The sequence below is a fragment of the Pseudomonas sp. HMSC066A08 genome (assembly GCF_001813025.1).
GTDB lineage: Bacteria > Pseudomonadota > Gammaproteobacteria > Pseudomonadales > Pseudomonadaceae > Pseudomonas > Pseudomonas aeruginosa.
Map to the genome: position 1 here is coordinate 20,358 of NZ_KV811194.1, position 17,937 is coordinate 38,294.

The 17,937-nt window shown below is 65.9% G+C and carries 16 protein-coding genes and 1 pseudogene; 6 read left to right on the forward strand and 11 right to left on the reverse strand.

The annotated features are described in order from the left end of the window. Nucleotides 1-82: 82 nt before the first annotated feature. On the forward strand, nt 83-334 hold the full coding sequence (locus HMPREF2886_RS34685) for a hypothetical protein (RefSeq protein WP_033971706.1): 252 nt from the start codon (nt 83-85) through the stop codon (nt 332-334). A 143-nt stretch (nt 335-477) separates the two neighbouring features. After that, nucleotides 478-1,947, forward strand: coding sequence for an inorganic phosphate transporter (locus HMPREF2886_RS01510; protein ID WP_003093821.1), 1,470 nt, complete (start codon nt 478-480; stop codon nt 1,945-1,947). Nucleotides 1,948-2,018: 71 nt separating this feature from the next. Here the strand turns inward: HMPREF2886_RS01510 and pprA are convergent, their stop codons facing one another. Further along, nucleotides 2,019-4,790 (reverse strand): two-component system sensor histidine kinase PprA, encoded by a 2,772-nt coding sequence (pprA, locus tag HMPREF2886_RS01515; RefSeq protein WP_033976466.1) that lies wholly within the window; start codon nt 4,788-4,790, stop codon nt 2,019-2,021. A gap of 9 nt (nt 4,791-4,799) precedes the next feature. Continuing rightward, entirely contained in the window at nt 4,800-5,306 is a 507-nt protein-coding gene (locus HMPREF2886_RS01520; protein ID WP_003120840.1) for a TadE/TadG family type IV pilus assembly protein, read from the reverse strand. A 63-nt stretch (nt 5,307-5,369) separates the two neighbouring features. Between HMPREF2886_RS01520 and fppA the strand changes: the two genes are divergently transcribed. Together fppA and pprB are read left to right on the forward strand one after the other, a co-directional pair. After that, complete coding sequence (gene fppA, locus HMPREF2886_RS01525) at nt 5,370-5,852, forward strand: type 4b pilus Flp prepilin peptidase (RefSeq protein ID WP_033971704.1); 483 nt, start codon at nt 5,370-5,372, stop codon at nt 5,850-5,852. Nucleotides 5,853-5,973: 121 nt separating this feature from the next. After that, a complete protein-coding gene (gene pprB, locus HMPREF2886_RS01530; RefSeq protein WP_033976465.1) occupies nt 5,974-6,801 on the forward strand; it encodes a two-component response regulator PprB in 828 nt (275 codons plus the stop codon). Between the two features lie 25 nt (nt 6,802-6,826). Here pprB and tadG read toward each other — a convergent pair whose 3' ends face one another. From tadG to rcpC, 9 genes are read right to left on the reverse strand one after another with little or no spacing between them, the layout of a single operon-like run. Continuing rightward, nucleotides 6,827-8,497, reverse strand: a complete 1,671-nt coding sequence (tadG, locus tag HMPREF2886_RS01535) for a type 4b pilus Flp biogenesis protein TadG (protein WP_033971702.1) — start codon at nt 8,495-8,497, stop codon at nt 6,827-6,829. Nucleotides 8,498-8,521: 24 nt separating this feature from the next. Further along, nucleotides 8,522-8,806 carry a DUF3613 domain-containing protein gene (locus HMPREF2886_RS01540; RefSeq protein ID WP_070746639.1) on the reverse strand — a complete coding sequence of 95 codons (285 nt, stop codon included), beginning with the start codon at nt 8,804-8,806 and terminating at the stop codon, nt 8,522-8,524. A gap of 22 nt (nt 8,807-8,828) precedes the next feature. Beyond that, nucleotides 8,829-9,566 (reverse strand): type 4b pilus Flp biogenesis protein TadD, encoded by a 738-nt coding sequence (gene tadD, locus HMPREF2886_RS01545; RefSeq protein ID WP_033971700.1) that lies wholly within the window; start codon nt 9,564-9,566, stop codon nt 8,829-8,831. After that, entirely contained in the window at nt 9,563-10,474 is a 912-nt protein-coding gene (gene tadC / locus HMPREF2886_RS01550; protein ID WP_070746641.1) for a type 4b pilus Flp biogenesis protein TadC, read from the reverse strand. Before tadC ends, tadD begins: the two co-directional genes overlap by 4 nt. A 9-nt stretch (nt 10,475-10,483) precedes the next feature. After that, nucleotides 10,484-11,368: a type 4b pilus Flp biogenesis protein TadB gene (tadB, locus tag HMPREF2886_RS01555; protein ID WP_033976463.1), complete on the reverse strand. Its 885-nt coding sequence runs from the start codon at nt 11,366-11,368 to the stop codon at nt 10,484-10,486. Continuing rightward, on the reverse strand, nt 11,365-12,630 hold the full coding sequence (gene tadA / locus HMPREF2886_RS01560; protein WP_003093851.1) for a type 4b pilus Flp biogenesis ATPase TadA: 1,266 nt from the start codon (nt 12,628-12,630) through the stop codon (nt 11,365-11,367). Before tadA ends, tadB begins: the two co-directional genes overlap by 4 nt. Continuing rightward, on the reverse strand, nt 12,627-13,811 hold the full coding sequence (tadZ, locus tag HMPREF2886_RS01565) for a type 4b pilus Flp biogenesis protein TadZ (protein ID WP_003093855.1): 1,185 nt from the start codon (nt 13,809-13,811) through the stop codon (nt 12,627-12,629). The genes tadA and tadZ overlap by 4 nt, the downstream gene beginning before the upstream one ends. A 9-nt stretch (nt 13,812-13,820) precedes the next feature. Next, complete coding sequence (gene rcpA, locus HMPREF2886_RS01570; protein ID WP_003110119.1) at nt 13,821-15,071, reverse strand: type 4b pilus Flp secretin RcpA; 1,251 nt, start codon at nt 15,069-15,071, stop codon at nt 13,821-13,823. Between the two features lie 13 nt (nt 15,072-15,084). Then, the gene (gene rcpC / locus HMPREF2886_RS01575) at nt 15,085-15,996 is read right to left on the reverse strand and encodes a type 4b pilus Flp biogenesis protein RcpC (protein ID WP_033976462.1); all 912 of its coding nucleotides are present in this window, start codon (nt 15,994-15,996) and stop codon (nt 15,085-15,087) included. 408 nt (nt 15,997-16,404) lie between these two features. Here rcpC and flp point away from each other — a divergent pair, with 408 nt between their 5' ends. Both flp and pctC read left to right on the forward strand, forming a co-directional pair. Beyond that, complete coding sequence (flp, locus tag HMPREF2886_RS01580) at nt 16,405-16,617, forward strand: type 4b pilus Flp major pilin (protein ID WP_015503500.1); 213 nt, start codon at nt 16,405-16,407, stop codon at nt 16,615-16,617. 188 nt (nt 16,618-16,805) lie between these two features. Next, nucleotides 16,806-17,937 (forward strand): annotated as a pseudogene (pctC, locus tag HMPREF2886_RS01585) (methyl-accepting chemotaxis protein PctC); the annotation flags it as partial.

Genomic DNA, 17,937 nt, shown 5'->3' on the forward strand with positions numbered 1-17,937 from the left:
CTCCCAACCGGCGCTGGCCGGACCCCGCTTCCGCCCAGCCTGGTCGCTATCGGGCCCGCTCTTTTTGGACTCAGGACCACCCGTGACGAAAGACGAATTGCGTGCCGCGCTGGCGCGCGAGGAACAGCGTTACAAGGACGTGTACGGCGGCGAAGTGACGCTTTATGCCGCCCAGCCGGAACCCGACCGCAAGCCCTGGCGCAAACGCCCAACCGTTCAGGAACAGGCGTTCGACAGAGAACTGCAGAAGATCGAAGAAGAGCGTCGCAAGGCCGGGCAGGAAGCAGCGAACCCCATTCCATTTACCTCCAACCGACAGGAGAGCGACGGATAGCGAAGCGTTTCAATCTGTTTCGTTTTTCCCGCAAAGCCCGATGCGACGGGGCGTTGCCCGCGACAATGGCAACCTTCCGGAGTTCCAGACGGATAAAAACGCATCTGGCATAATCGCCGCCCCGTCTCTGACCGGTTTCTCACATGTTCGATCTTTTCAGCGGGCTCGATGCCTGGGTGGGTATCAGCCTGGTGCTGGCCCTGGCCTTCGTCCTCACCTTCGAGTTCATCAACGGCTTCCACGACACTGCCAACGCGGTGGCCACCGTCATCTACACCAAAGCGATGTCCCCCTACCGGGCGGTGATGCTCTCCGGTGTGTTCAATTTCCTCGGCGTGCTGCTCGGCGGTGTCGGCGTAGCCTACGCCATCGTTCACCTGCTGCCGGTGGAGCTGCTGATCAACGTGAACACCGGCCATGGCCTGGCGATGGTCTTCTCCCTGCTCGCCGCCGCCATCGCCTGGAACCTCGGCACCTGGTACTTCGGCATCCCGGCCTCCAGCTCGCACACCCTGATCGGCTCGATCCTCGGCGTCGGCCTGGCCAATGCGCTGATCACCGACGTGCCGCTGGCCGAAGGGATCAACTGGCAGAAGGCGATCGACATCGGCCTGTCGCTGATCTTCTCGCCGCTGGCCGGCTTCATGGTCGCCGCGCTGGTCCTGCTCGGACTGAAATGGTGGCGTCCGCTGTCGAAGATGCACAAGACCCCGGAAACCCGTCGCGAACTCGACGAGAAAAAGCACCCGCCGTTCTGGAACCGCCTGGTGCTGGTGCTTTCCGCCATGGCGGTAAGCTTCGTCCATGGCTCCAACGACGGCCAGAAGGGTATCGGCCTGATCATGCTGGTACTGATCGGCATCGTCCCGGCCAAGTTCGTCCTCGACCTGAACAGCACCACCTACCAGATCGAGCGCACCCGCGACGCCGCCCTGCACCTCAGCCAGTTCTATCAGCGCCACACCGATACCCTCGGCGACATGCTGGCCCTGGGCAAGAGCAATGGCAGCGAGATGCCGCAGTTCTACCGCTGCGATCCGAAACAGACCGAGCCGACCATCAACGCGCTGCTCCGCGACCTGCGCGGCGTGCCCAGCTACAACGACCTGGACGCCGACGAGCGCGTGCAGGTGCGTCGCTACCTGCTGTGCCTGGACGACACCGCGAAGAAGGTCGGCAAGCTTTCCGACCTGCCGGCGCGGGAGAAGGCCGACCTGGAGAAGCTACGCAAGGACCTGACCGCGACCACCGAATACGCGCCGTTCTGGGTCATCATCGCGGTAGCCCTGGCTCTCGGCATCGGCACCATGGTCGGCTGGAAGCGCGTAGTGCTCACCGTCGGCGAGAAGATCGGCAAGCAGGGCATGACCTACGCCCAGGGCATGAGCGCGCAGATCACCGCCGCCGCCGCCATCGGCATGGCCAACATCTACAGCCTGCCGGTGTCCACCACCCATGTACTGTCCTCCGGCGTGGCCGGGACCATGGTGGCGAACAAGAGCGGCCTGCACGGCGGCACCGTGCGCAACATCCTGATGGCCTGGGTGCTCACCCTGCCGACTTCGATGGCGCTGTCCGCCGGCCTGTTCTGGCTGGCCTCGCAATTCATCTGAGCCGCCTCGCCGGTTGAAAAAACGCCTGCTTGTCCGCAGGCGTTTTTTTTTTTGCCGCGCTCCCTCCGACGTCATCCGCCCGCCTCGGCGGGCAGCGCCGCCAGCGGCAGGCGAACCACGAACAACGCGCCCTCCCCCTGGTTGGCCGCCGTCAGGCTACCGCCCATGTTGCGCACCAGATCGTGGCTGACCGAGAGACCCAGGCCGGTACCCTTGCCCTCCGCCTTGGTGGTGAAGAAGGGTTCGAATATCCGCTCCAGCAGGAGCGGTTCGATCCCGCCGCCGTTGTCGTGCACGTGCAATTCGATCCAGCCCGGTTCGCGGCAGGCCACCTGCTCCAGGCGAATGCGCCGGCTGGCCAGGCCGGGATTGCCGAGCAGGGCATCGCGGGCGTTGGCGAGCAGGTTGATGATCACCTGCTCCAACTGGTCCGCCTGGCCTCGCACAACCATCCGCTGCGTCGGCGCCGGGCACTCCACCTCGATGGCGTGTTGACGCAGCCCTTCGCCGAGCAGGCCCAGGGCGCCTTCGAAGGCGGCATAGGGGTCGAACGGCAGCGCCTCCACCGCCGACTTGCGGCTGAACACGCCGAGGTGGCTGACCAGGCGGTCGACGCGCAGGACCTGGGCATCCATGCGCTCCAGTTTCTCGCCCAGGTAGTCGCCGTCGAGGCCGACGCTGTTCATCCGCTGGCGCATGTTGAACAGGGTCATGCGCAGCACGTGCAGCGGCTGCTTCACCTCGTGGGCGAGGCCGCTGACCATCTCCCCCAGGCTGGCCATCTTGGCGCCTTGCGCCAGTTGCTGCTGGGCCCGGCGCACCGGCGTGTTGTCGCGCCCCACCGCCTGTACTTCGCGCAGTTCGCCGCGAGCGTCGAACAACGGCCGCTCGGCCCACACCAGCCAGAGAAAACGTTGCCCCGGCAGGTTGAAGCGCAGCTCCGGCACCTCGCTGGCGCCCTCCCGCAGCGAGCCCAGCAGACGCGCACGCAAGGCGCTGGCGTCTTCCGCCGCCAGCCACTCATCGAGCCGGCGGCCGACCAGTCGCTCCGGGCTGGTCGCGAGGCTATCGGCGAAGGTCCGGTTCACGTAGGTCAGCACCAGGTCGGCGGTATAGCGACAGATCAGCGCCGGCGAATCCTCCACCAGGATCCGATAGCGTTCCTCGCTCTCGGCGATACGCTGTGCCGCCAGGTGCTGCTCGGTCACGTCCAGCCACAGGCCCACCGCCTCGCTGGGCAGGCCCTGGGCATCGCGCAGCAGCTTGGCTTCGTCGTAGAGCCAGTGCCAGTTGCCCTGGCCATCGGCGAGGCGATAGCGGGTCTTCACCCGGCCCTCGCGAAGCAACTCGCGGCCACGGGCGAAAAAGGCCTCCAGATCATCCGGATGCACCCGCTCGGCGAGCGCCTGCCAACTCTGTCCCTGCAGGTCGAGGCCGAGCAGGTTGCTCGCGCTTTCGCTGTAGAACTCCGGCACCAGGTGCCCCTGCTCAACCCGCTGGACGTAGATCACCACCGGCGCGCTGTCGATCAGGCTGCGCAACCGCGCGTGGGCCGCCTGTGCCCGCTCCTCCTGGCGCCGGCCTTCGCTGATGTCGAGCAGCACGCCGGACAGCCCCATGGCACTGCCGCGTCCCAGCGGCCGGCCCTCGATGCGCAGCCAGCGACGTTCGCCGCGGCTATCCGGTTGACGCAGGCAAAGGTCCTGGGCCAGCGCCTGGCCGCTGCGCAGGCAGGCGCGCAGGCGCAGGCCGAGTTCGTCGGCGTCCGACGGTTGCAGCAGGCCCAGCAGGTGTTCCAACGGCACCCGACGATACTCGCCGGTCAATCCCAGGCTGTCGTGCAAGGCCGGCGCCAGTTCGAAGAGTTCCTGCTCCGCCCAGTAACGCCACCAGCCGCCGCCGATCATCTCCTGCAACAGCCCCAGCTTGCGCGAACTGTCGTGCTGCTCGTGGAGTTCGCAGCGGTCCGCCACCTGGTTCGCCAGCAGTTCCGCGAGGTATTGCCAGTCCTGCGGCGCGGGCCCCTGGGCGAGCTGCTCCAGCGACATCGGCCGCACCAGCAACGCCCCCAGGCGGCCACCGCGCATCGCCGCCGGCACCAGGTAGAGCGCGTCCTCGCCGATCTGCCGGAGCAGCGTCGAGGCGCCTTCGCCACGGCGTAGCAAGCGCGCGCCCGCCCCTTCGCGCAGGTCGTCGTCGGCGAGTTGCAGGGTCGGTTGCAGCAAACTGTCGCTGCCAGGCCGCACATGACTGGCAAAGACCGTGCAGAAACCCTTGCCGTCACCCAGCAGCAGGGCGATAGCCTGCATCTGGAACGCGCCGGAGAGCGATTCGAGAATCTCCTGGACCGCCTCCGCCAGGTGCCCGGGGGAGACATGGCGCAGACGCGAAAGGATCAGCTTGCCCAGGCTCAGGCTCTGCAACTGGTGCTGCTGGCTGTCGGACTGCCAGTTGAGGTCGGAGATGTCCATGCCCAGCAGCAGCGAGCGTCCCAGGCCATCGAGCGGCTGCATCGGCTGGAAACGACAGGTCAATGGCGCGGCGGCATCGCTGCGCAGCGTCAGGTCGAGACGCTCGCCCCGGCGCAGGCCGGCCAGCGTCGGCGCACCGGGGGCGCGCCGCTCCAGATACTCGGCGAAAGGCCGCGGCTGTTCGCCACGCCCATGGGCGCACTGCAGACGATACGCCTGCCGCCCGCCGACCCGGATCACGCGGTCCTGTTCGTCCATCTCGAAACACAGGTCCCAACTCCTCAGCGAAGCGCTCCAGAGGGCGGGGCCTTCCTGCGAAAAGGGTTCCGGCCTCTCGGCCTCGGCGGACGACGAGCGGGAAAATTCGAACATGCGACCACCTCACAGCAACAGGTTGGCACTCGCCTTCAGCGTCTGCGGCAGGTTGGGAATCGCGCCGATGCCGGGGAAGCTCAGCACGGGGATGATCGCCTTGCCCGGATCGCCGTACGGGTACTGCACGCAGACCTCGATCCGCGAGGTGGCGCTGACGTAGTCGGCGTACTGGCCATTGCCGGCACAAGGCTGGAGGTTCGCCCGCCAGGCCGCCGGCATCCAGTCCAGGCGTGCGAGCAACTCGTCCCTGGCACGGGCTTCGGCGAGGCTCTCGTAGCCCGCATCGGAGGGATCCACAGCGATCGCCGCACGGGCCCCCACGGCAGCGGCATCGTTGAACGACTGCAACATGAGCAAAGGAATGCTGTAGCTGATCAGGCCGTAGACCAGCGCGAAAAACAGCAGGAAGATCGCTGTGAATTCGATGGCGACGGCGCCGTGCTGGCGTCGCCGGGAAGCTTTTCCGAGCATGAGCTGACATCCCCGATCCGCATCCTTAATACTAGTCGTCATTCGCTCCGCCAACGTTATTGAAAAGGTATTAATCCAGATGTCGAAAAAAGGCTGAAGAACAGGATGGAGCAATTAGCACTGGCCTTGTGGGCAAGCGTTTGCGGATATCAGGACATCAAACGTTTGCGCGTCTCAAACTGGCTTATCCTGGGCGGCCTTCTTATTTCCTTTATTTATTTATATGTGAACGAGTCAAGCCTGACCGGCGCTACGGTTAATATGGCAATGACCGCACTTTTTATAGGCGTCTGCCTCAGCCTTCCCGGCTACCTTCTCGGCAGGCTCGGCGCCGCCGACGTCAAGTACCTGGCCGCGCTGGGGCTGGCCAGCGACCCACTTACGGTGCTCTATAGCCTGGCCTTGGGCTGCCTGCTCTGCATCGCGCTATTCATCCTCGCCAGATTATTCAAACGTTCGCTAGAAAAGTCCGCAATGAATGAAGAAGTTCGCCTTCGAAGGGCACCGTCAAAAAACAAGTCATTCCCTTTTATATTCGCCATGGGCGCCGGCCTTTTGGCACACCTGATTATCAATAAAATTATCTGAGCAAACTTGCGGAAAACCTCACTTAGCGACTATATGCTTATGGCTAATACCATTCGGTATGGCTGCATTCCAATGCATGTCCCCTGTTAAAAAACAAAATAAGCAAATGGAGCGTATGACCATGGACAAACCGGCCTCGCGGCATTTCAGCGTCTTGATCATCGATGATGAACCCCAGGTGACCTCGGAACTCCGCGAACTGCTGGAAAACAGTGGCTACCGTTGCGTAACCAGCACCCACCGGGAGTCGGCGATCGCCAGCTTCCAGGCCGACCCGAACATCGGCCTGGTCATCTGCGACCTCTACCTGGGGCAGGACAACGGTATCCGCCTGATCGAGAGCCTCAAGGAAGTCGCCGGCAACGGCAGGTTCTTCGAATCGATCATCCTCACCGGCCACGATGGCCGCCAGGAAGTGATCGAGGCCATGCGGGTCGGCGCCGCCGACTACTACCAGAAACCGGTGGCGCCGCAGGAACTGCTGCATGGCCTCGAACGCCTGGAGAACCGCCTGCACGAGCGCGTCCGCAGCCAGCTGAGCCTGAGCCACGTCAACCAGCGCCTGGAATACCTCGCCGAATCGCTGAACTCGATCTACCGCGACATCCACAAGATCAAGTACGAGGTACACGGCAACAGCCAGCCGAGCGCCCTCAGGAGCGAAGACAGCCAGCCGTCCGCGCCGCCGGCGCCGGTCGCGGAAAGCCAGGTGTCCCCGAGCAATCCGCTGTTCGGCAAGCTGTCGCCCCGCCAGCAGGCGGTGGCGCGGCTGGTGAGCAAGGGCCTGACCAACTACCAGATCGCCTACGAGCTGGGCATCACCGAGAACACGGTGAAGCTGTACGTCTCCCAGGTGCTGCGCCTGATGCATATGCACAACCGCACCCAGTTGGCGCTGGCCCTGTCGCCTGCGGCGATGCAGCAGGGCAGCGGAGCGGTGGTGCACTGACAGGTTCGATGGCCCGGCGGGCCTGCTAGATCAGCAGTTCCGCCCTGCCGACATCGACCTTCAGAATCTCCGCGTCGATGTATCCAAGTTGTACCCCCAGCAAGGGCAGGACCAGATTCAGGATCGGCGTCAGCAGCCCATCGACCAGAGGTGCCACCACGGAATTCACGATGAGGTCGGTGAGCGCCGTCGAGCCGCACAGCAAAGGCAAGCACAGTCCGAGCACCACGGGATTGACGTTGATGCTGGTTTTCAGGGTACTGGCGAGAAAGCCGCTTTCCGGCAACCTGCGGCTCTGGACGAGATCGGAGCCGTCGGCTTTCACGTTGAATCGCGTATCGCCCGAGCTGCCGGCGATCGAGGTATCGAGCTTGAGATCCAATCGCACCAAGCCGCCAAGCACCAGAATCGAGCCGACCTGATCGATGTTGGCCGGACTGCCGATCTTTATCGTCGCTCCGCTGCTTCTCCAGCCGAAGTCCAACGAGGTATCCGGGCGGGTACAGGCCATGCTTTTCAGCCAGACGGCTCCCGACGCGCCTTCGATGGCCAGTTGCAGTTTCGTGGTGGCGAGAATGGACAGGAACCCGGAATCGATATCCGCCGTAAGTCGTACCTGGGACTGGCGCACCTCCGTGCGCCAGGCACCGCTCTCATCCTGCCCTGGCGGCCCGGAGACGATCCTCTTCGGCTCTACGACCGTGAGCCGTGCGTTGGCCAATCCAGGGATACCCAGGTTCACGGCGACCGCGGAATTCTTGTTGGCGACCTGGGCAACCGCCATGATGAGATCCAGCGCATTGATCGCCGTATCCAGCTGCGACATGCTGTTCACCTCGCCGGCGCTCAGCCCCAGCAAGTCTCCCAGTTTCAACGTGGCCGACTTTACCCCCACCAATTGCGTTCTCAGGGCCTCGACCGAGGCTACGCCGTTCTTCGCCAGGACGTTCACGCTGGCGGCGAGTACCTGCTGCAAGCCGACGTTGGTATTCAACAACTGCTCGATGGTCCCCAGGCTGGTATCGACCCCGACCAAGCCCATTCCATTCGGGCCGAGAATGTCCAGCACACTGAGCTTCGCGTCGGCGATACCGTTGTAGGCCGCCGCTGACAGATCGATGTGGGTGCCCAACAATCCGCTCAGGATGGGGTTGAGCAACGCCGATTGGCCACTGTTCACGCTCGCCAGCCCCGTACCTGCGGAAATCGTGGCGTTCGGCAGGCGTCGCGCCACGGCCTCTGCGCGGAGATCGACGTTGGCATTGCCGCCGCCGAACAGTCCCCCGAGGTTGGCAACCAGGCTGCCGGGAACGCTCTTGGTCACCTCGACATGCACCGCCTCGTTGGCGGCAGCCGCGTTCGACGCGCTGGCTATGAAACTGCGCAGGCCCCCCGCACTCAGCACGCCGCCGACCTCCGCCGACAGGCTGGAGCCGGTGGCGTTCGCATCGAACCCGTTGAGCATCGCGCTGGCCTTGGCGAAAGACGTCGCCTGGGCAGAACTCTGGTCGCCGCACAAGGCTCCCTGGGAGGCACTCTCCAGCGCCGCCACATCCGCCACTCGCTGCAGGTTGCGCTGCTCCAGGTAGAGCCGCCCGGTATCCACCACCAGCAACAGGCAGATCAAGGCCAGCAGCAGGGTGGTCGCCGCCAGGATGCCGATCGCCCCGCGCTGTCTTGCAGGCCATCCGTTCATGCCCTGCCCCTCCGCCAGGAACCGTCAGTTCTTGCTCTCGCCGAAGCCGCGATCTTCCAGCAGGTACTCGGGAATCTCGTGCTCATAGCTTTTCAGGTAGCGCTGGGAGGCACGCTCGCGCTCGGCGGCGGTCGCGCTTTGCCGAACCGGGCTGGCGGCCCGGCCGCTCGCCTGGATGACCAGCCAGGCGCGGGTGGCGGTCTGCGGCTCGGCCGTCGCTGGCGCTGCGGGACGGACCGCCGGCGTGTCCGCGGCCCAGGCCAGGCCGGGTAGGAGCAGCAAGACACCGAACAGGATTCGCTCGTGCATGGTTCACCTCTCCGGCGCCGGCTCAGGGCGCCTCGTTGGCCATCGCGGTATGCATATTCGCCCCCGCCGGCAGCTCCGCCAGCGGGTCGTCGCTTGCCGGCGCCGCGCCGGGTGTCGGGACGGCACCCCAGCTGCGCGCCCGCGCCTCGGCCGCGCGGATGTCCCGGGCATCCAGCTGCAAGCGCTCGATCAGGAGTTGCGCATCTTCCCGGTCGCCTTGCAGGTACAGCAGGCCGAGCAGGTTGGTCGCCGGCAGCTTGCCACCCTGCTGCAACTCCAGCGCAGTGATGAATTCGAAGCGCGCGCCGACACGGTCGCCGCGCTTGAGCAGGGCGACCCCCAGGTCGTTGCGGAAGCGGCTCTCGGTCGGCCGCAGGCGCGCCGCCTCGCGCAGCTCGAGGACCGCCCGGGCGCTGTCGCCATTGCGCAGGGCGAGCAGGCCGAGGCCGTGGTGCGCCTCGGGTGCCTTGCAGGTTTCCAGTAGGGCCTGGTACTCGGCCCTGGCCCGCGGGTCGCCGATCCGGCGCAGGATCAGCGCCCTTTCCTCGCGCACGTCGAGCAACCCCGGCGGCATGCTTTCCAGGTTGGCCAGGGCCGCATGCAGGCGGCCCTCGCGGATCATGTCGCGGACCATGTTCATCTGCAGTTCCTGCTCCTGGCCGAGCCGCTGCGAACACTCCCGTGGGCCGTCCCGCCCCGGCAGCACGGCGCAACCGCCGAGCAGGGCGAGGCACAGGCCGATGCCGATCAGTGCTTTCATCCCAGTCCTCCCAAGGCCTTGGTGATGGCAATGACGCCCGGACCGGCGAGGACGATCAGCAGCGCCGGGAACAGCAGCACCATCATCACCAGGCTCATCTTCGCCGACAGCTTGCCGATGCGTTCCTGCAAGGTGGTCAGGCGCCGGTCTTCGAACAGTTGCTTGAGCGTCAGCAGGGTGCTGCGCGCACTGCCGCCCTGGCGCAACATCTGCCGTAGCACGCCGCAGCAGTCGTTCAGCGGGTCCACCTGCAGGCGCCGGGCAAGCGCCTCCAGCTCTTCCGCCAGGTCGATGCCGTTGTCGGCACGGCTCAGCGCCAGGTCCAGCTCGCGGGCCAGTTGCGGGGTGATCCCGCGGCCTTCCAGGCAGACCACGCGCAACGTCTGCTCCACGGTCAGGCCGGCGTCGAAGAGGATGCGGATCAGTTGCACGAACAGGATCATCTCGTCGGCGATCAGCGCCCGGCGCGCCTTGGCGAAGTGCTTGAGCACCTGCTTGGGCAGGAGGAAACCGATGCCGGCGGCGAACAGCAGCGGCACCGCGTAGGACGCCTCGCTCTCGGCGCGCAGCAGCTTGAGCAGCAGGACCAGGAGAACGAACAGCAGCGGCGTGAGGAACACCGAGATCAGGTACAGGGTCCGGTAGCGACTCTCGTGCCAGCCGGCCTGTTGCAGCAATTGGCGGGCCTCGCTGTCCATCAGTTGCAGGCGCCGCACCCAGAGGCTGTCGTCCATCCGCTCGGTCATGCCGGCCAGCCACCTGGTCGAGCCGCCAGGGTTGGCCAGTGCTCCCAGGCGCCTCTCGATCAGGCGCTGCTCGCGGCTGCCGTTGCGCGCCTGGAGCAACAGCAACAAGGCACCGCCGACCGCCATCAGGAGCGCCGCGAAAATCAGCCACTGTGCCTGCATGGCCACCTCCTAGACGCTCTTGAGCATGCGCCACAGCGCATAGCAGCCGAGCAGTTGCAGCCCGAGCGAGGCCAGCAGCAGGAAACGCCCGGTGCCGTCGGCCCACATGTTCAGCAGATAGCCCGGGTTGCTCGCCAGGATGTAGCCGCCCAGGGCGCTCGGCACGCCGGCCAGGACATAGGCGCTGATCCGTGTCTCGCCGGTCATCGCGTGCAACTGCCGGCTGAGCTTCTCGCGCTCGTGGATGAGCTTGACGATGCTGTCCAGCAGGTCGCTGGTATTGCCGCCGTAACGGTGGTTGACCGAGACGCCCAGGGCGAGGATGCGCAGTTCCTCCACCTCGTAGAGTTCGGCGACTTCCTGCAACGCCTCCGGCAGGTGGATGCCCAGAAGCACGTGGTTGCGCGCCAGGGTGAAGATGTCGCGCAGCGGCTCCTCGGCGTTCTCCACCGCCTGCATCAGCGCGTCGCCCAGGGTACGCCCGGCGTGCAGGCTGCGCACCACCTGGTCGAGGAAGCGCGGCATCTGCCGGATCATTCGCTTCAGGCGGCGCTGGTAGAGCATGCCCAGGGCGACGCGGCAGGACAGCGCCGCCAGTAGCAGGCCGCCTAGCGCGCCGACGATGCCGAACAGGCGCAATCCGCTCCAGACCAGCAGCAGCGCGAGCACTGCCACCCCGAACAACCACGGACGCGGGCGCTGGATACCGGCGCGACGCATCTGGCGAGCCAGCCAGTGACTGCTGCGCGGCCGCACCGCGACCGCATCCTGGCGTCCCAGCAGCCGTTCAACCACCAGTTCGTTGCGCCCGGCGCGCCAGCCCATGAACGCCAGGGCCAGCGCGGCGAAAGCCAGCACGCCGCTGAACAGCACCAGCAGTTGCGCGCCGTTCACAACAGCGCCTGACGGAATTTCTGCCCGACCGGCGCGGCCTGGCGGACGAACTGCCCGCTGCCGCGCCGGTCGAGACTGAACAGGGTATTGGTGACGTACACGCCGTCGCGCACCTCCAGCACCTCCAGCACTTCGCTGATGCAGCGCCGACCGCTGGCCAGGCGGGTGATCTGCACCACCACGTCCAGCGCGGCGCAGATCATCAGGCGCAAGGTCTGCTCCGGCAGCCTGTTGCCGGTCAGGCCGACCAGCATCTCCATGCGCAGCAGGGAATCCATCGCCGAGTTGGCATGCACCGTGCTCATCGAGCCGTCGTGGCCGGTGTTCATCGCCTGCAGCACATCGAGCACCTCGACGCCGCGGATCTCGCCGAGGATGATCCGGTCCGGGCGCATCCGCAGGGCGTTGCGGATCAGGTCGCGGGCGGTCACCTCGCCGTAGCCCTCGGCGTTCGGCGGACGGGTCTCCAGGCGCACCACGTGGTCGTGGCCGAGTTGCAGCTCGGCGGTGTCCTCGATGGTGACGATCCGCTCGCGTTCGTCGATGAAGCCGCTGATGACGTTGAGCAAGGTGGTCTTGCCGGTGCCGGTGCCGCCGCTGATGAGGATGTTGCAGCGGCGCGAGACCGCCTGGCGGAGGAACTCGAGCAAGGCTTCGTCGACGCTCTGGTAGGCCAGCAGGTCGGCACTGCGCAGCAGCTCCTGGCTGAACTTGCGGATCGAGATGCACGGCCCGTCCAGCGCCACCGGGGGAATGATCGCGTTGACCCGGCTGCCGTCCGGCAGGCGCGCGTCGACCATCGGGCTGGACTCGTCCAGGCGTCGGCCGAGGGGCGCAAGGATACGCTGGATCACCCGCAGCACATGGTGGTCGTCGATGAAGCGCAGGTCGCTCTGGTAGAGCCGCCCTTCCCGCTCGACGAACACCCGGCCCGGCCCGTTGACGAGGATTTCCGAGACGCCGGGATCGCGCAGGAGGATCTCCAGCGGGCCGAAGCCGGTGAGTTCGTCGACCACCTCTTCGGCCAGGCGGTCCAGTTCGTAGCGGGAGATCGCCAGTTGATGGCGCGAGCCGTATTCGCAGACCTTTTCCGAGACGTACTGGACCACGGCGGAGCGCGCGCCCTCCAGCAGGTTCATGCCGTCTTCGTCGATCTCGTCGATGATGTAGCGGTGCAGGCGCAGCTTCAGCGCCTGGATGTCCTGCTCCTGGCGGTAGTGGAAGGCACCGCCGTCAGGACGCGCGCCGAATCCCGTGCTCATAGCAGCGCCGCCTTGGCCCGGCCGAGCCAGGACAGCAGCGAACGGCGCTCGCCGCGTGTCACGCACAGGCTGTCCGCCAGTTGCCGCAGCTTGGCCGCCAATGGGTCGCGCGGCGCCACCTCGAACAGGCTCTTGCCGAGGTTCTTCGCGCGCAGGCGCGATTCCGGGGACAACGGCAGGACGCCGAACAGATCGAGGTCGAACATCCGGCTGAGGGCCTGCTGGTCCGGCGCCACATTGGGCAGGTAGCGCTCGATCAGCAACTCGATGGAGGGCAACGGCAGGTTGCGCTCGCGCAGGCGGCGCAGGCGCTCCAGGCCCTTCTTGCAGGACGGCACGCTCTGGTCGACCATCCACAGCACGCGGTTGGCCTGCACCAGCAACTGGTTGCTCAGTTCGCCCTCGGGCAGCCCGGTGAGGTTGACCACCACATGGCTGAACGCCCCGCGCAGGTTGCCCAGCAACAGATAGAGTTCGGCGGTGGTGACTCGCTCCAGGACGCCGGGCTCGTCGGTCAGGCTGAGTATCCGCAGGCCGCTGTCGAGGCGGGTGAAGGCGCTGTCGATCAGGGTCTGGTCGAGGCGCCGCAGGTTGCGCAAGGCGTCGCTGAAGGTGAAGGCCGAGTCCAGGCCGAGGATCGCCAGCGCCTCGCCGGTGGGCTGGCCGACGTCCAGCAGCAGGACCTGGTTCGGCGTCTGCTCCTGCAACGCCTTGGCCAGGTGCAAGGCGACGAAGGCGCCGTCGGCGTCCGGTCGGGCGCTGACCAGGGTCAGCAGCTCGCCCTGGCGCGCCGCGCTCACCGGCACGCTGGGCAGGCGTCCGCCGAGGCGCCGGATCAGCCCGGTCAGCTCGCTGGCGCGGGCGCCGTAGGTGATGAAGTCGCGCGCGCCGGCGCGCATCGCCGCCAGCACCAACTGGTTGTCCAGGCCGTCGCCGATGGCCACCACCGAGAGCATCGGCCGCGCCGATACCAATCCCTCGACCAGCGCGCCCTGGGACACCAGGTTGCTCTTGCCGAGGCTGATGAACAGCACCCCGGCGGCGGTGACGTCGAGCAGCGCCAGCAACTCCTCCAGGCTGGCGCTGCCTGCCGGAACCACCTGGCCGGCGGACGCCAGGCTGTTCTGCAACCAGTCGAGTTCGCCGGGATGCTGGGTCAGCGCCACGAAGTTCTGGTTCATGCGCGCCTCCTAATCCGACAGACCGGTGTCGTTCTGCTGGCCGTCGTACTCGCCGCGCTCGAGGAAGTACAGGCGCGAGAACCCCGGATCGTAGTGCCGCAGGCCCTCGCCGGGCAGGTCCGGCAACTGTGCGTCGGCGGCCAGCGGCTGGACCAGGTGCGGGGTGACGATCATCAGCAGCTCGCGGTCGTCCTTGTCCAGCTTGGTCGAGCGGAAGAACGCACCGAGGATCGGGATGTCGCCCAGCCAGGGAAACTTGTCGACGTTGCTCACCGAGTTGCTGCTGGTCAGCCCGCTGATCACGAAGCTCTCGCCGTCGGCCAGCATCACGCTGGTGTCGGTGCGCCGGACGCGCAGTGCCGGCACCGCCACCCCGCCGCTCTGGATGCCGGCGCTGTAGTCCAGTTCGCTGACCTCCGGCGCCACCTTGAGAGCGATGCGGCGGTTGTTCATCACCGTCGGGGTGAGGGTCAGGCGAATGCCGAACTCCTTGTATTCGATGGTGACGTTGTCGTTGGTGCCGTTCGGCACCGGGATCGGAAACTCGCCGCCGGCGAGGAACGACGCGCTCTGCCCGCTCATCGCCACCAGACTCGGGCGCGCCAGGGTATAGGCGAAGCCGCTGCCCTCCAGGGCATTCATGAAGCTCAACCACTTGCCGCCGCCGAAGATCAGGTTGAATCCCGAGCTGCCGGTGCCGAAGGTGCCGCCCAGGCCGCTGCCGTCGGCATTGACCTTGATATCGCCGAGGCTGCCCGGCGCACCGAGCACCCAGAGGTTGCCGCCGCGGCGGACGAACGAGGTGCTGGCCTGCTTCAGCTTGCTGCGGCTGACCTCGACGAAGCGGATATCGGTCTGCACCTGGTTCGGCAGCTCCTCCGCGGCGCCGGCGGTGAACGCTGGAGCACCGCGGGTATCGACGCTACCGCGTCCCTCGACCTCCACCAGGCTGCGCAACGGCTCGGGACTGCAGCCGGTCCAGATCAGCAGGCTGGTGGAGCCCTGTTCCTTGCCGGTGACCAGGAAGCCGCGACGATCCAGCAACTGTACGTCGGCGATCTTCGGATCGCCGATGGCCAGCCGTTCGATCGGCACCGCCAGGCGCAGGTCACGCTGTTGTCCCTGGACGACGTCGACCCGCGGCGCCTGCGCCAGCAACTCGATGCAGCCCTGCGGCAAAGCCAGCGCCGGCAGCGCCAACGCCACCCCCAGCAGCCCTCCCAGCCAGCGCGACACGCCTATCCCGGTGCTCCGATGCATATGCCGGCTCCCCTCAAGGCGCTTCATGGGTCATGGCGCTGCCACGGTAGACCGTGACCCCGTTGGCCACCGGCACGCGCGGAGCCGTGCTGCGCACGCTCGGCGCCGCCGGTTTGCGGCGCTCCAGCAGTTGGTCGAGACTCAGCGCCGCGCTCGGCGCGCCCAGCGACGCTTGCAGCAGCGCGCCTTCCTGCTCCCTGCGGTAGAGTTCTTCGTCCTTGCTGCGGATGGCCAGGCGCAGCGAACCGGCCTGGCTCGCCAGCATCAGCCGCGCCACGCCGTCCTCCGGTACCGCCAGCACCGCGGTACGCGGCGGACGCGGGTCCTTTTCCTGGTTCGAGCGGTCCTGTCCATCGCTGCCCACGGCGATCCGCTCGCCGTAGGTCAGTACCCGGACGCCGGGCAACACCAGTTGCGCCAGCGGGGTCGATTCGCCGTCCCGCTCGTCACGCACGAAGAGCATCACGTCGACATAGTCGCCGGGCAGGACGAAGCCGCCGCCGCCGACCACTTCGTCCACAGCGATCGCCATCGCCCGCTCGTCCGGACGGATGGTCCGGGCCAGCGGACCGCCGGGTTCGAGGGTCGCGGCGGAAAGAATGCTGCCAGCCGGCACCGCGACCCAGACCCGCTTGCCGAGCAGCGCCTCGGGCCTGTCGTAGCTACCGACCGGTGCGGTCCGCAACAGCTCGACGCTCAGGTCGTCCTTGCCGATCACCGCCAGCGCCGGGAGATCGCGACTGGCCACCAGCACCGGCTTGCGTTCGAGCTTTTCCAGCGAAGCGTCCACCGTCGCCGAAGCCGGCGCCACGGATGGAGCGTGCGCGTTCGATGGCGCGCGGCCGATGGATACGCCGAGGTATCCGAGCAACACCGCACCGAGCAGCAGCAGGCCGGCCAGGGCCATCAGCACCTTGCTATTCATGGGCAGACCCCTGCTATGCGTCCGGACAGGTCGATGAACGGAAAATCACCGGCGATCGCCGATGAACGAAAAAGAAAAAGTGGCGCCTTGCTGTCCGTGTCATGGCCATACTCCGGGACTGGCTTTCCATGGCAGGTACATTGGGTTATCGACTGGCGACAGTCGTTATTCAAGAACCAAAGTTCATAACTTCGTCCATGCGGCGATAGGCCTGAATCTAGACTTGGGATAATCAATGTCAATTTGTCATTAGATGTAGTCCAAGCCTTGTAACCCGCCATATAACCTTGCGACTAATCCACTCCTACTAATGCCATTTAGTTGTTGCAAAACGCCATCACCGGCCTAGCCTCAGCGTGGAGGCAGGGCTCTGTCTCGGTGATTGCCGCGTTCGAGGAGCAAACAAGAATGAAGAACCTGACTCTGCTCGTGTATTGCAAACTTCGCGCATTCCTGGCGGACGAAGAAGGGGCAAATGCCATCGAATACGCGGTTATCGCCGGTTTGATCGCGGTGGCTCTGATTGCCGTATTGAGTCCCACGGACAGCGGTATCGTCGGCGGGCTGAAAGCCTTCTTCGACGGCGTCGGCACCAAAGTCGGCGGACTGGCTCCGGACTGACGTCCTCTTCCAGAGCGATTTCCTTCCAGTGGCGCCATTTTCATGGCGCCACTATTTTGCCTTTGTAATGGCACTGTGCTACAAAGCCTGCCGTTCAGGCGCTGGATCATGGCTTTCCCCCGCAAGCTCCCTACCTGGTGGCCTGGGCTCCCCGCCCTTCTTGAGGCTTTTGCCAGGACGCATCGCTCATGCTTCGCTCGCTGTCGTTTGCCAAGAAAATCCTTCTCGCCGCCGCGCTGGTGGTAGTTTTCGCCTTCAGCTGCTTCATCCTCTACAACGATTACCGACAGCGCGAGGCCGTGCGCACGGACACGGAAAACTACCTCGGGGAAATCGGCACCCTGACCGCCAGCAACATCCAGAGCTGGCTGGAAGGCCGCATGCACCTGGTGGAAGGCCTGGCCTCGCAACTGGCGCTGCTCGACCAGCCCGACGAGGCGAATATCGCAAGGCAACTGGAACAGCCCGTCTTCAGCCGCAATTTCGCGTCGGTCTATCTTGGCGAGGCGGCCAGCGGCACCTTCACCATGCGCCCCTACGACGCCATGCCGGAAGGTTACGACCCACGTACCCGCGCCTGGTACAAGGACGCGCTGGCGGCCGACCGGCTGATCGTCACCGAACCTTTCGTCGATGCCGGCACCGGCGAGCAGATCCTCGCCATGTCGCTGCCGGTGCGGCACGCCGGTCAACTGCTGGGCGTCGCCGCCGGCGACATGAAGCTGGAGACCCTGACCGCGATCCTCAATTCCCTGAAGTTCGACGGTGCCGGCTACGCCTTCCTGGTCAGCGACGCCGGCAAGATCCTCCTCCACCCCGACTCCGGGCTGGTCCTGAAGACCCTCGCCGAAGCCTATCCCAAGGGCGCACCGAACATCGTCCCCGGGGTCCACGAGGTGGAACTCGACGGTCGCAGCCAGTTCGTTTCCTTCACCCCGGTGAAGGGACTGCCCGGCGTGACCTGGTACGTCGCCCTGGTTCTCGACCGCGACACCGCCTATTCGATGCTCAGCGAATTCCGCACTTCGGCGATCGTCGCCACGCTGATCGCGGTGGTCGGCATCATGCTTCTCCTCGGCATGCTGATCCGCATGCTGATGCAGCCGCTCACCGACATGGGCCGCGCCATGCAGGACATCGCCCAGGGCGAGGGCGACCTGACCAAGCGCCTGAAGGTCACCAGCAACGATGAATTCGGTACGTTGGCCAATGCCTTCAACCGCTTCGTCGAGCGTATCCACGAATCGATCCGCGAGGTCGCCGGCACTGCCCGCCAACTGCACGATGTGGCGCAACTGGTGGTGAACGCCTCGAACTCCT

Bases quoted from the DNA above. Each gene is read 5' to 3' on its own strand.
- tadZ (WP_003093855.1), bottom strand. From the start codon at position 13,811: ATGAACCAGAACTTCGTGGCGCTGACCCAGCATCCCGGCGAACTCGAC.
- tadC (WP_070746641.1), bottom strand. From the start codon at position 10,474: ATGCAGGCACAGTGGCTGATTTTCGCGGCGCTCCTGATGGCGGTCGGC.
- rcpC (WP_033976462.1), bottom strand. From the start codon at position 15,996: ATGAATAGCAAGGTGCTGATGGCCCTGGCCGGCCTGCTGCTGCTCGGT.
- flp (WP_015503500.1), top strand. From the start codon at position 16,405: ATGAAGAACCTGACTCTGCTCGTGTATTGCAAACTTCGCGCATTCCTG.
- rcpA (WP_003110119.1), bottom strand. From the start codon at position 15,071: ATGCATCGGAGCACCGGGATAGGCGTGTCGCGCTGGCTGGGAGGGCTG.
- tadG (WP_033971702.1), bottom strand. From the start codon at position 8,497: ATGAACGGATGGCCTGCAAGACAGCGCGGGGCGATCGGCATCCTGGCG.
- HMPREF2886_RS01520 (WP_003120840.1), bottom strand. From the start codon at position 5,306: ATGACGACTAGTATTAAGGATGCGGATCGGGGATGTCAGCTCATGCTC.
- HMPREF2886_RS01510 (WP_003093821.1), top strand. From the start codon at position 478: ATGTTCGATCTTTTCAGCGGGCTCGATGCCTGGGTGGGTATCAGCCTG.
- fppA (WP_033971704.1), top strand. From the start codon at position 5,370: ATGGAGCAATTAGCACTGGCCTTGTGGGCAAGCGTTTGCGGATATCAG.
- pprB (WP_033976465.1), top strand. From the start codon at position 5,974: ATGGACAAACCGGCCTCGCGGCATTTCAGCGTCTTGATCATCGATGAT.
- tadA (WP_003093851.1), bottom strand. From the start codon at position 12,630: ATGAGCACGGGATTCGGCGCGCGTCCTGACGGCGGTGCCTTCCACTAC.
- tadD (WP_033971700.1), bottom strand. From the start codon at position 9,566: ATGAAAGCACTGATCGGCATCGGCCTGTGCCTCGCCCTGCTCGGCGGT.
- pprA (WP_033976466.1), bottom strand. From the start codon at position 4,790: ATGTTCGAATTTTCCCGCTCGTCGTCCGCCGAGGCCGAGAGGCCGGAA.
- HMPREF2886_RS01540 (WP_070746639.1), bottom strand. From the start codon at position 8,806: ATGCACGAGCGAATCCTGTTCGGTGTCTTGCTGCTCCTACCCGGCCTG.